Source organism: Pseudomonas sp. M1 (assembly GCF_022760135.1).
Classification (GTDB): Bacteria; Pseudomonadota; Gammaproteobacteria; order Pseudomonadales; family Pseudomonadaceae; genus Pseudomonas; species Pseudomonas citronellolis.
The window spans coordinates 4,441,570-4,453,859 of sequence record NZ_CP094343.1; the positions used below are offsets into that span (position 1 = coordinate 4,441,570).

Annotated in this window: 11 protein-coding genes; 6 read left to right on the forward strand and 5 right to left on the reverse strand. The window is 68.6% G+C overall.

Annotation, left to right across the window (positions count from 1 at the left end; all coding sequences use genetic code 11):
* Positions 1–53: 53 nt before the first annotated feature.
* Complete coding sequence (locus PM1_RS19425) at positions 54–839, reverse strand: PhzF family phenazine biosynthesis protein (RefSeq protein ID WP_009619120.1); 786 nt, start codon at positions 837–839, stop codon at positions 54–56.
* A 93-nt stretch (positions 840–932) separates the two neighbouring features.
* Positions 933–1,403: a Cys-tRNA(Pro) deacylase gene (gene ybaK / locus PM1_RS19430; RefSeq protein ID WP_009619119.1), complete on the reverse strand. Its 471-nt coding sequence runs from the start codon at positions 1,401–1,403 to the stop codon at positions 933–935.
* A gap of 161 nt (positions 1,404–1,564) precedes the next feature.
* On the opposite strand from ybaK, the gene glpK reads away from it, so the two are divergent.
* Entirely contained in the window at positions 1,565–3,076 is a 1,512-nt protein-coding gene (glpK, locus tag PM1_RS19435; protein ID WP_024128303.1) for a glycerol kinase GlpK, read from the forward strand.
* Between the two features lie 151 nt (positions 3,077–3,227).
* Here glpK and dnaQ read toward each other — a convergent pair whose 3' ends face one another.
* From dnaQ to PM1_RS19450, 3 genes are all read right to left on the reverse strand, one after another.
* Entirely contained in the window at positions 3,228–3,971 is a 744-nt protein-coding gene (dnaQ, locus tag PM1_RS19440) for a DNA polymerase III subunit epsilon (RefSeq protein WP_009619117.1), read from the reverse strand.
* Positions 3,972–4,027: 56 nt separating this feature from the next.
* Positions 4,028–4,474, reverse strand: a complete 447-nt coding sequence (gene rnhA / locus PM1_RS19445; protein ID WP_009619116.1) for a ribonuclease HI — start codon at positions 4,472–4,474, stop codon at positions 4,028–4,030.
* Positions 4,475–4,543: 69 nt separating this feature from the next.
* On the reverse strand, positions 4,544–5,302 hold the full coding sequence (locus PM1_RS19450; protein ID WP_009619115.1) for a class I SAM-dependent methyltransferase: 759 nt from the start codon (positions 5,300–5,302) through the stop codon (positions 4,544–4,546).
* A 125-nt stretch (positions 5,303–5,427) separates the two neighbouring features.
* Here PM1_RS19450 and gloB point away from each other — a divergent pair, with 125 nt between their 5' ends.
* From gloB to PM1_RS19475, 5 genes are all read left to right on the forward strand, one after another.
* Entirely contained in the window at positions 5,428–6,207 is a 780-nt protein-coding gene (gene gloB, locus PM1_RS19455) for a hydroxyacylglutathione hydrolase (RefSeq protein ID WP_009619114.1), read from the forward strand.
* 79 nt (positions 6,208–6,286) lie between these two features.
* Entirely contained in the window at positions 6,287–7,891 is a 1,605-nt protein-coding gene (locus tag PM1_RS19460; protein ID WP_009619108.1) for a LysM peptidoglycan-binding domain-containing protein, read from the forward strand.
* A 465-nt stretch (positions 7,892–8,356) separates the two neighbouring features.
* Entirely contained in the window at positions 8,357–10,180 is a 1,824-nt protein-coding gene (locus PM1_RS19465; protein ID WP_009619106.1) for an extracellular solute-binding protein, read from the forward strand.
* Positions 10,180–11,265: a microcin C ABC transporter permease YejB gene (locus PM1_RS19470; protein ID WP_009619104.1), complete on the forward strand. Its 1,086-nt coding sequence runs from the start codon at positions 10,180–10,182 to the stop codon at positions 11,263–11,265. The genes PM1_RS19465 and PM1_RS19470 overlap by 1 nt, the downstream gene beginning before the upstream one ends.
* Before the next feature lie 4 nt (positions 11,266–11,269).
* On the forward strand, positions 11,270–12,289 hold the full coding sequence (locus PM1_RS19475; protein WP_009619102.1) for an ABC transporter permease: 1,020 nt from the start codon (positions 11,270–11,272) through the stop codon (positions 12,287–12,289).
* Position 12,290 lies beyond the last annotated feature (1 nt).

A 12,290-nucleotide genomic window follows, 5' to 3' on the forward strand; every position in this document is an offset into this window, starting at 1 on the left:
CCGTAGGGCGTATAACCGTTCGCGGTTATACGCCGCCACACCCAAGCCCACCGTCAAATCACCAACCGCCCACTCGCCACCAGCCGCGCCTGGCCGGCGATGCGCACGCGGTCGCCTTCCAGCCGGCACCAGAGTTCGCCGCCGCGGGCCGAGCACTGCAAGGCGCGCAGCTGCAGCTTGCTCAGGCGCTGCGACCAATACGGGATCAGGCAGCAGTGGGCGGCGCCGGTCACCGGGTCTTCGTTGATGCCGATGGCCGGGGCGAAGAAGCGCGAGACGAAGTCGTGGTCGCCCTCCCCGCGCGCGGTGACGATCACGCCCAGGTACGGCAGCTTCGCCAGGGCGACGAAGTCCGGCTTGCAGGCGCGCACCGCCTCTTTCGATTCCAGCAACACCATCAGGTGCGCCGTGGTGCTCAGCGCATCGACCACCGGCAGGCCCAGGGCCTGCTCCAGCTCCACGGTGCTGCCCGCCTCGTGGGGCGGCTGCGCCGGGAAGTCCAGGGCCAGGCGCTGGTCCTCGCGGTACACCCGCAGCGGGCCGGACAGCGAGTTCAGCTCCAGGCGCTCGCCCGGCTCGCCGAACACCTCGAACAGCACATGGGCGCTGGCCAGGGTGGCGTGGCCGCACAGCGGCACCTCGGCGGTCGGGGTGAACCAGCGGATGCGCCAGCCATCGGCCTCGCGGACCAGGAAGGCGGTCTCCGACAGGTTGTGCTCGGCGGCGATGTTCTGCATCAGCTCGTCGGCCAGCCAGGCGTCCAGGCGATAGACCATGGCCGGGTTGCCGGCGAACGGACGGTGGGTGAAGGCATCGACCTGGTGGAATTCGAGCTGCATGGCGTTCTCCTCTGAATGTGGCTCCAGCATGCCGTCCCGCGCGTTCGGCGCTGCTATACAGTGTGCGACTTTCGCATCGGCACAGTCGTGCCCTCAGGCCCGGCCGATGGCGGCGAAACTGGCCGAGGTCAGCCCGGCCAGGGTCTCGGCGCTCAGCTCCACCTCCAGGCCGCGGCGCCCGGCGCTGACGTGGATGCTCGGGTACTGCCGGGCGGAGTCGTCGATGAAGGTGCGCAGGCGCTTCTTCTGCCCCAGCGGGCTGATGCCGCCGACCAGGTAGCCGGTGGCGCGCTGCGCGGCGGCAGGGTCGGCCATGTCGGCCTTCTTCGCCCCGGCGGCGTGGGCCAGGGCCTTCAGGTCGAGGCTGCCGGCCACCGGCACCACGGCCACCAGCAGCTCGCCCTTCTCGGTGGCGGCGAGCAGCGTCTTGAACACCCGCGCCGGCTCCAGGCCGAGCTTCTCGGCGGCCTCCAGGCCGTAGGACGGCGCCTTGGGATCGTGTTCGTAGCTCAGCACGCGGTGCTCGGCGCGGGCCTTCTTCAGCAGGTCGATGGCGGGGGTCATGGCGGTCCGGGGTCTGTCCGTGAACGATGCCCAAGCATAGCAAGGGCCGGCGGCCGAATCCGCCACCGCCGCCTGCGCGCGCGGCCCTTCACCCGGCGCGCGGAATGGCCTAAGGTCGCAGACGACCCGGGCTCTGCCGGATGCAGCACAAGGCCAACGTCATGACCGACAGCCAGCACAAGAAATACATCGTCGCCCTCGACCAGGGCACCACCAGTTCCCGCGCCATCATCTTCGACCGCGACGCCAACGTAGTCAGCGTGGCCCAGCGCGAGTTCGCGCAGATCTACCCCCAGGCCGGCTGGGTCGAGCACGACCCCATGGAAATCTGGGCCACCCAGAGTTCGACCCTGGTCGAGGCCCTGGCCCAGGCCAGCATCGGCTTCGGCGAGGTGGCGGCCATCGGCATCACCAACCAGCGCGAGACCACGGTGGTATGGGACAAGGCCAGCGGCCGGCCGATCCACAACGCCATCGTCTGGCAATGCCGGCGCAGCGCGGGCATCTGCGAGCAACTGCGCGCCGACGGCCTGGAGCCCTACATCCGCGACACCACCGGGCTGGTCATCGACCCCTATTTCTCCGGCACCAAGCTGAAGTGGATCCTCGACAACGTCGACGGCGCCCGCGAGCGCGCCCGCCGCGGCGAGCTGCTGTTCGGCACCGTGGACAGCTGGCTGGTGTGGAAGCTCACCGAGGGCGAGGTGCACGTCACCGACTACAGCAACGCCTCGCGCACGCTGCTGTTCGACATCCACAAGCTCGACTGGGACGACCGCCTGCTGGCGGCCCTGGACATTCCCCGGGCCATGCTGCCGAAGGTGCAGGCCTCTTCCGGGGTGTTCGGCCAGGCGCGGGTCGGCGGCCTGGGCGTGCACCGCACACCCATCGCCGGGATCGCCGGCGACCAGCAGGCCGCGCTGTTCGGCCAGCTCTGCGTGGAGCCCGGCCAGGCGAAGAACACCTACGGCACCGGCTGCTTCCTGCTGATGCACACCGGCGCCAAGGCGGTGAAGTCCACCCACGGCCTGCTCACCACCATTGCCTGCGGGCCCCGCGGCGAGCCGCAGTACGCCCTGGAAGGCGCGGTGTTCAACGGCGGCTCCACGGTGCAGTGGCTGCGCGACGAGCTGAAGGTGATCAACGACGCCCACGACTCCGAGTACTTCGCCAGCAAGGTCAAGGACAGTAACGGCGTCTACCTGGTGCCGGCCTTCACCGGCCTGGGCGCGCCCTACTGGGACCCGTACGCCCGCGGCGCGCTGTTCGGCCTGACCCGCGGGGTGAAGGCCGACCACCTGATCCGCGCCACCCTGGAATCCATCGCCTACCAGACCCGCGACGTGCTCGACGCCATGCAGCAGGACGCCGGCGAGTCCTTGCGCGCCCTGCGCGTGGACGGCGGCGCGGTGGCCAACAACTTCCTCATGCAGTTCCAGGCCGACATCCTCGGCACGCCGGTGGAACGCCCGCAGATGCGCGAGACCACAGCGCTGGGCGCCGCCGTGCTGGCGGGGCTGGCCAGCGGCTTCTGGCAGGGCCTGGACGAACTGAAGGGCAAGGCGGTGATCGAGCGAGTGTTCCAGCCCAACTGCGAGGCGGCCGAGCGGGAGCGGCTGTATGCGGGCTGGAAGAAGGCGGTGGAGCGGACCAGGGGCTGGGCGGAGCCGTAGGGCGTATAACCGCGAACGGTTGTACGCCGATGTGCCCGAGCCCATGCCCGGGAGCGGCCGGGACAGGGGCTTCGGGTTTGGCTCCGCAGTGGCCTGGGGCCAAGGTGAAACGGCGGATAACCGCGAACGGTTATCCGCCCTACGCCGATGGCTATTCCTGTGCGGCGGGGGCTTCCAGTTGCGCCCATAGCGAGGGGCCGCCGGCGGATTTTTCCACCGCGGCCAGGCGTGCGGCGTGGGCCGCCAGTTCCTCGTCGCTGGCGCGGATCACCCGGGTCAGCGCGCGGCCGGCCGCCAGGCGGCGGATCGCGCTGGGCTGCGGGCGGCCGCTGCCGTCGCCCTCGGCGCCCTGGCCGGCCAGCGACAGGCTGGTCTGGCCACCGGTCATCGCCAGGTAGACGTCGGCGAGGATCTCGGCGTCGAGCAGTGCGCCGTGCAGGTCGCGGCCGGAGTTGTCGACGCCGTAGCGCTTGCACAGGGCGTCGAGGTTGTTGCGCTGCCCCGGGTGGCGCTCGCGGGCCATCATCAGGGTGTCGAGCACCGAGCAGTAGTCGCTGACCTCGGCACGCTCGCTCTGCCCCAGCAGGGCGAACTCGTTGTTGATGAAGCCGATGTCGAACGCCGCGTTGTGGATGATCAGCTGGGCGCCGTGGATGAACTCGTAGAACTCGTCGGCCACCTCGCGGAAGCGCGGCTTGTCCTTGACGAACTCGTTGGTGATGCCGTGGACGGCGATGGCGCCCTCGTCGATCTCGCGATCGGGCTGCAGGTAGACGTGGAAGTGGCGGCCGGTGAGGCGGCGGCCTTCCAGCTCGACGCAGCCGATCTCGATGATCCGGTGGCCATCGGTGACCGGCATGCCGGTGGTTTCGGTATCCAGTACGACGCTGCGCATTTCGGGACCTTGTTGCTTTGACCAGGGAGGGCGCCCGCGGGCGCCCGTTGCATTATTCAGCGTGGCAGTTCGGCGACGCCGCGGTTGGCGAGCATGTCGGCGCGCTCGTTGCCGGGGTGCCCGGTGTGGCCGCGCACCCACTGCCATTCGACATTATGCCGGTTGACCTGCTCGTCCAGCGCCTGCCACAGGTCGGCATTCTTCACCGGCTGCTTGGCAGCGGTCTTCCAGCCGCGCTTCTTCCAGTTAGGCAGCCATTCCTTGATGCCTTTCATCACGTACTCGGAGTCGGTGACCAGGCGGATCTCGCAGGACCGCTTGAGCGCCGCCAGGGCCATGATGGCCGCCGTCAGCTCCATGCGGTTGTTGGTGGTCTCCAGCTCGCCGCCCCAGAGTTCGCGCTCGGCGCCCTTGTAGAACAGCACCGCGCCCCAGCCACCGCGGCCGGGGTTGCCCTTGCAGGCGCCGTCGGTATAGATGACGACCTTCTCTTCTTCGCTCATATCACCTTCAGTACGGCCCGCGGCGTCCCGCCCCGGGATGGTGGCACGAGGGACTGGCGAGGGTCGTCGCTAGATTTCGGAATCCCGCCGGCTGACCTTGGCCACCGGCAGCGGCACCAGTTGGCCACGGGCCTCGCGGCGGGCCTGGCGCAATGGCCGCAGGCCGACCACCAGCTTGCGCGCCACCAGCAGGTAGAAGCCGGCGCCGGTGCCCTTGAGGCCCGCGCCCCAGCCTTCCATGCGTGCCAGGCGCGTCTGCCAGGCAGCCGAGGCAAGCGGCGGACGATAGCACCCGAAGCGGCGTTTCTCCAGCGCGAAGCCCAGCAGGTTGAGCCAGTCGCAGACGCGCCCGGGGGAAATGCAGCGCGCCCGACCCAGGCCGTCGGAGGCGAAATAATGCCGCAGGCCCCAGGCGCTGCGCGGGTTGACGCCGATCACCAGCAGGTGCCCGCCGGGGCGCACGCTGCGCGCGGCTTCGCGCAGCAGGCGGTGCGGCGACAGGCAGAAGTCCAGGCCGTGCTGCAGCAGCACCACGTCGGCGGCGTGCTCGCCCAGCGGCCAGGCGCATTCGTCGCAGGCGATCTCCACGCCCGGCAACGGCGGCCCCAGGCGCACGCCGCGCTGGATGTTGCCGGTGCTCTCCGGCAGCTCGGCGTGCGGGCCGTAGTGCACCAGGTAGCCGCCGAAGTAGCGCTGCAGCTCGTCGCAGAGCAGGCGCTGCTCCTCGGCCAGCATCATGGCGCCCAGCGGCCCGGCGAACCAGTCGCGCGCCTCGGCGATCAGCTCCAGCCAGTCGGCATCGGCCTGGGCGAAGGGTTCTCGTTCCATTCTCACCACCCCCTGAAACAGGTTGGCTGTCGCCGCCGGGAGGGCGGTCGACGCCGTTCGGCGAACACAGGACGGCACATTCGCACTACTATGCGCCAACCTATTCCGCTTAGCGACATCCGGCCATGATACAGATCGACGCGCTACCCGCCTTTTCCGACAACTACATCTGGCTGTTGCAGGATGTGACCACCCGGACCTGCGCGGTGGTCGACCCGGGCGACGCCGCGCCAGTGGAGGCCTGGCTGGCCGCGCACCCGGGCTGGCGCCTGGCCGACATCCTGGTCACCCACCACCACCAGGACCACGTCGGCGGCGCGGCGCGCCTGAAACAGACCAGCGGCGCCCGCGTGCTGGGCCCGGCAGGCGAGCGCATCCCGGCCATCGACCTGGCGCTGCGCGACGGCGAGCATGTCGAAGTGCTGGGCCTGGGCTTCGAGGTCATCGAAGTGCCCGGCCACACCCTCGGGCACATCGCCTACTACCATGCGGACGCCGACGCGCCCCTGCTGTTCTGCGGCGACACCCTGTTCGCCGGCGGCTGCGGCCGCCTGTTCGAGGGCACCCCGGCGCAGATGCACGCCTCCCTGGGCCGCCTCGCCGCGCTGCCGGGCGCCACCGGCGTGTACTGCGCCCACGAATACACCCTGAGCAACCTGCGCTTCGCCCGCGCGGTGGAGCCCGGCAACGCCGAGCTGGCCGCGCGCTTCGACGAGGTCAGCGCCTGGCGCGAGCAGGGCCGCATCAGCCTGCCCTCCAGCATTGCCCTGGAACGGGCCACCAACCCCTTTTTGCGCACCTCGGAAAACAGCGTTAAAAAAGCCGCCGACGAGCGGAACGGCGGGCCGACTGCCAGCCCCGCAGAGGTTTTTGCGGTCATTCGGCAATGGAAAGATAAATTCTGAGGTCTGGCGAAATCTTGACCACGTCCGGCGCGGTTTCTAGAATCCCCGAAATTTTTACCCTGGACAAAGTCATCCGCCAATGCCGCCAAAGACCAGTAAGACCAGCGATCTAGACGCATTGGCTCGTGCCATACGAGTCTCCGTCCTGCTCGGCGCCGGCGCCCTCGCCGGCTGCCAGACCAGCCAGCACAGCGGCACCGACCAGGACACCCTGACCTACCGCCCCGCCAGCCGCGCGGTGGACGTACAGTTCAACCCGGCCTACGCCGACAGCGACATCTGGCAGCGCATGCGCCACGGCTTCCAGCTGCAGGCCGACGCCACCGACACCAACCCGCGCATCGAACGCCAGCGCCTGTGGTTCGTCAGCAACCAGGCCTTCATCGAGCAGGCTTCCGAGCGCGGCAGCCCCTACATGCACTACGTGGTGGAGCGCCTGGAAGAGCGGCAGATGCCGCTGGAACTGGCGCTGCTGCCGATGATCGAGAGCGCCTACAACCCCCTGGCCGTGTCCCGCGCCCAGGCGGTGGGCCTGTGGCAGTTCATCCCCACCACCGGCACCCATTTCAACCTGCGCCAGACCAGCTGGTACGACGGCCGCCGCGACATCAAGGCCTCGACCAACGCGGCGCTGACCTACCTGAACCGCCTGCACGACATGTTCAACGGCGACTGGCTGCTCGCCCTGGCCGCCTACAACGCCGGCGAAGGCACCGTCAGCCGCGCCATCGAGCGCAACCAGAAGCTCGGCCTGCCGACCGACTACTGGAACCTGCCGCTGCCCCAGGAAACCCAGGACTACGTGCCCAAGCTGCTGGCCCTGTCGCAGCTGGTGATGTCGCCGGAAGCCTACGGCATCAACCTCAACCCCATCGCCAACGAATCCTACTTCGCCGCGGTGAAGGTCAAGCCCGGCCTGGACCTGTCGCGCGTTGCGGCGCTGGCCGAACTCGACGAGGACGAGCTGTACCTGCTCAACCCGGCCTTCAAGCGCCGCATCACCATGGACGGCCCGCAGCAGCTGCTGGTGCCCAAGGAGAAGGTGGAGCGGCTCAAGGCCGGCCTCGCCTCCCTGCAGCCCCAGGACCTGGTGAGCTGGAAGCAGTACAAGGTGCGCCGCGGCGACAGCCTGCGCAGCATCGCGGCCAAGCACGGCATCAGCGTGGCCGAGCTCAAGAGCAGCAACCGCCTGAGCTCCAACCGCGTGCGCAACGGCCAGGCGCTGCTGATCCCGGCCAGGGGCAGCCGCCTGCCGGAACTGGAGCCCGCGCGCCAGGTGGCCAAGGCCGGCGCGACCAAGGCGCCCAGCCTGGCCAACGCCACCCGCAGCTACAAGGTCAAGAGCGGCGACAACCTCTGGCAGATCGCCCGCGCCACCGGCGTCGGCGTCGACGACCTGAAGCGCTGGAACGGCCTGGACAGCCACGGCGTCAAGCCCGGCCAGGTGCTCAAGCTGCAAGGCGCCACCCAGCTGGCATCGCGCAGCGGCGCCAGCGGCAAGGCCAAGCAGCAGCAGGAAGCGGCGACCTACTACAAGGTCAAGCAGGGCGATTCCATGTACCTGATCGCCAAGCGCTTCAACGTCGAGATGCAGCACATCAAGCGCTGGAACCCGCGCAGCAGCGCCCATGCGCTCAAGCCCGGGCAGACGCTGACGCTTTATCTCGATACCGCGAGCCGTTGATTTTCCGTCCGGCCCAGCCACGGCGTTGGCGGGAATCGCGGTGTAACGGCGGATAACCGCGAACGGTTATTCGCCCTACGCCCAGGGTGGGCCTGGCGTAAGGCGCATAACGCCTACGGCGTTATCCGCCGTTTGACCTTGGCCCCACCTCCCTCGGCGCCGAGCACGGAGCCGCCCGCCCCCGGCAACTTTTTCCCCGAAAGCACGGCCTAAGCATCCGGCCCGAGCTTTTTCCCCGCAATACAAGCTGTTACCGTGGCCCTCTCGGGACGCCCGTGCAAACGCCGGCGCGCCGTCGCCCGCCGCGTCGTGCGTCCGCTGCCACCCCTTGCACGGGAGCGGCCCCAACCAGTACAAACGATGCCAGCCCGAACGCACCTACGAGCAGACCATGCCCAGAATGCCGACCAGCGCCCCTCGCCCCGCACCCGCGCCCACCAACGGATCGGCGGCGGAGCGCCGTCGATGAAGCTCCGCGCCCTCCTCCTGCTCGGCCTGCTCGGCCTGGGCGCCGGCCTGCAGGCCGCGCCGCAACATGCCATCACCCTCTACGACGAGGCGCCGAAATACCCGGCCGGCTACCGCCACTTCGACTTCGTCAACCCCGACGCGCCCAAGGGCGGCACCCTGCGGCTCTCCGACACCGGCGGCTTCGACAGCCTCAACCCGTTCATCCCCAAGGGCAACCCGGCCTCGCAGATCAGCCTCATCTACGACACCCTGACCTTCCACTCCCTCGACGAGCCCTTCACCGAATACGGCCTGCTCGCCGAGAAGATCGAGAAGGACCCCGAGCAGCGCTTCGTGCGCTTCTACCTGCGCCCCCAGGCGCGCTTCAACGACGGCACCCCGGTCACCGCCGACGACGTGGTCTTCACCTTCGAAACGCTGATCAAGCAGGGCGACCCCATGTACCGCAACTACTACGCGGACGTCGACAAGGTGGTGGCCGAGGACAAGCTGCGCGTGCGCTTCGACTTCAAGCGCCCGGGCAACCGCGAGCTGCCGCTGATCCTCGGCCAGTTGCAGATACTGCCCAAGCACTGGTGGGCCAGCCGCGACTTCGCCAAGACCAGCCTGGAGCCGCCGCTGGGCAGCGGCCCCTACCGCGTCGCCAAGGTCGACCCGGGCCGCTCGATCCGCTACGAGCGGGTCAAGGACTACTGGGCCAAAGACCTGCCGGTGAACCGCGGCTTCAACAACTTCGACGCCGTGGTGGTGGACTCCTACCGCGACCTGACCGTGGCCCTGGAAGCCTTCAAGGCCGGGCAGTTCGACTTCAACGAGGAGCGCATCGCGAAGAACTGGGCCACCGCCTACGACTCGCCGGCGATACGCGACGGCCGCATCGTCCGCCAGGAACTGCACAACGACAATCCCTGGGGCATGCAGGGCTTCGCCTTCAACCTCCGCCGCCCGGTGTTCCAGGACGCGCGGGTGCGCGAGGCCATCAGCCTGCTGTTCGACTTCGAGTGGACCAACAAGCAGCTGTTCTTCGGCTCCTACAAGCGCGACCGCAGCTACTTCGAGAACTCCGAGATGGCCGCCCACGAGCTGCCCGACGCGCAGGAGCTGGCGATCCTCGAACCGCTGCGCGGCAAGTTGCCGCCGCAGGTTTTCGACAGCGTCTACGAGCCGCCGGTCAGCGACGGCAGCGGCATCATCCGCGAGCAGAAGCGCAAGGCCTACAAGCTGCTGCTGGAGGCCGGCTACAGGATCGTCGACGACCGCATGGTCGGCCCCGACGGCAAGCCGCTGAGCTTCGAGTTCATGCTGGTGCAGGCCGACTTCCTGCGCGTGCTGCTGCCCTACAAGCGCAACCTCGCCGAGCTGGGCATCGACATGCAGATCCGCGTGGTGGACATCTCCCAGTACATCAACCGCCTGCGCTCGCGGGACTTCGACATGATGGTCGCCAGTTGGCCGCAGTCCAACTCGCCGGGCAACGAGCAGCGCGAGTTCTGGCATTCGGCCAGCGCCGACAACCCCGGCAGCCGCAACTTCATCGGCCTGCGCGACGCGGCCATCGACGAGCTGGTGGACGGCCTGATCAAGGCCGACTCGCGCGAATCCCTGGTGCGCCACGCCCGCGCCCTGGACCGCGCCCTGCAGTGGGGCCACTACGTGGTGCCCAACTGGTACCTGGACACCTGGCGCCTGGCCTACTGGAACCGCATCGCCCACCCCGACAAGCTGCCGCCCTACAGCTACGCGCTGATGACCTGGTGGCAGGCCCGCGACAAGGCCGAGCCGACCCAGGCCGTGACCCAGGCGCAGGAGACCCGCTGATGCTCGCCTACATCCTGCGCCGCCTGCTGCTGATAGTGCCGACGCTGTTCGGCATCCTGCTGATCAACTTCATCATCATCCAGGCCGCCCCCGGCGGGCCGGTGGACCAGATGATCGCCAAGCTCGAAGGCGTCAACGCCGCCGCCGGCGGGGCCACCGGGCGCATCGCCGGCTCCGGCGGCGAGCTGGCCTCCTCCGGCGGCTCGCACTACCGCGGCGGCCAGGGCCTGGACCCGGAGCTGGTGAAGGAGATCGAGCGCATGTACGGCTTCGACAAGCCGGCGCCCGAGCGCTTCTGGATCATGCTCAAGAACTACGTGCACCTGGACTTCGGCAGCAGCTTCTTCCGCGACGCCAAGGTCACCGACCTGATCATCGAGAAGCTGCCGGTGTCCATCTCCCTGGGGCTGTGGAGCACCCTGATCATGTACCTGGTGTCCATCCCCCTGGGCATCGCCAAGGCGGTGCGCAACGGCAGCCAGTTCGACATCTGGACCAGCTCGGCGATCATCATCGGCTACGCCATCCCCGCCTTCCTCTTCGCCATCCTGCTGGTGGTGCTGTTCGCCGGCGGCAGCTACTGGGACTGGTTCCCCCTGCGCGGGCTGACCTCCAACGACTTCGACGAACTCAGCACCTTCGGCAAGGTCAAGGACTACTTCTGGCACCTGGCCCTGCCGATCACCGCCCTGGTCATCGGCAACTTCGCCACCATCACCCTGCTGACCAAGAACAGCTTCCTCGACGAGATCGGCAAGCAGTACGTGGTCACCGCCCGCGCCAAGGGCCTGACCGAGCGCCAGGTGCTCTACGGCCACGTGTTCCGCAACGCCATGCTGCTGATCATCGCCGGCCTGCCCTCGGCGCTGCTGGGGGTGTTCTTCACCGGCTCGCTGCTGATCGAGGTGATCTTCTCCCTCGACGGCCTGGGCCTGCTCAGCTTCGAGTCGGCGCTCAACCGCGACTACCCGGTGGTGTTCGGCACCCTGTTCATCTTCACCCTGTTCGGTCTGATCATGAAGCTGGTCAGCGACGTCCTCTACACCCTCGTCGATCCGCGCATCGACTTCGAGAACCGGGAGTGATCCGATGCGCCTGTCCCCGATGAACCAGCGCCGCTGGGCGCGCTTCAAGGCCAACAAGCGCGGCTGGTGGTCGCTGTGGCTGTTCCTCGCGCTGTTCGGGCTGAGCCTGGGCGCCGAGCTGATCGCCAACGACAAGCCGCTGGCGGTGCGCTACGACGGCCAGTGGTACTTCCCGGTGCTCAAGCGCTACCCGGAGACCGTGTTCGGCGGCGAGTTCCCCCTGGAGGGCAACTACAAGGCGCCCTACATGCGCCAGCTGCTGGCCGACAAGGACGCCTGGGTGCTCTGGCCGCCGATCGCCTACAGCTACGACAGCATCAACTACGACCTGCGCGTGCCGGTGCCCTCGGCACCCAGCGCGGAGAACCTGCTGGGCACCGACGACCAGGCCCGCGACGTGCTGGCCCGGGTGATCTACGGCTTCCGCATCTCGGTGCTGTTCGCCCTGGTGCTGACCCTGCTCAGCTCGCTGATCGGCGTGCTGGTCGGCGCCCTGCAGGGCTTCTACGGCGGCTGGGTCGACCTGCTCGGCCAGCGCTTCCTGGAAATCTGGTCGGGCCTGCCGGTGCTCTACCTGCTGATCATCCTCGCCAGCTTCGTGCAGCCGAACTTCTGGTGGCTGCTGGGCATCATGCTGCTGTTCTCCTGGATGAGCCTGGTGGACGTGGTGCGCGCCGAGTTCCTCCGCGGCCGCAACCTGGAATACGTGCGCGCGGCCCGCGCCCTGGGCATGAAGAACGGCAAGATCATGTTCCGCCACATCCTGCCCAACGCGATGATCTCCACCCTGACCTTCATGCCCTTCATCCTCACCGGCGCCATCGCCACCCTGACCTCCCTGGACTTCCTCGGCTTCGGCCTGCCGGCCGGCTCGCCGTCCCTCGGCGAGCTGGTCGCCCAGGGCAAGTCCAACCTGCAGGCGCCATGGCTGGGGATCAGCGCCTTCGTGGTGCTGGCGCTGATGCTCAGCCTGCTGGTGTTCATCGGCGAGGCCGCCCGCGATGCCTTCGACCCGAGGAAGTGAG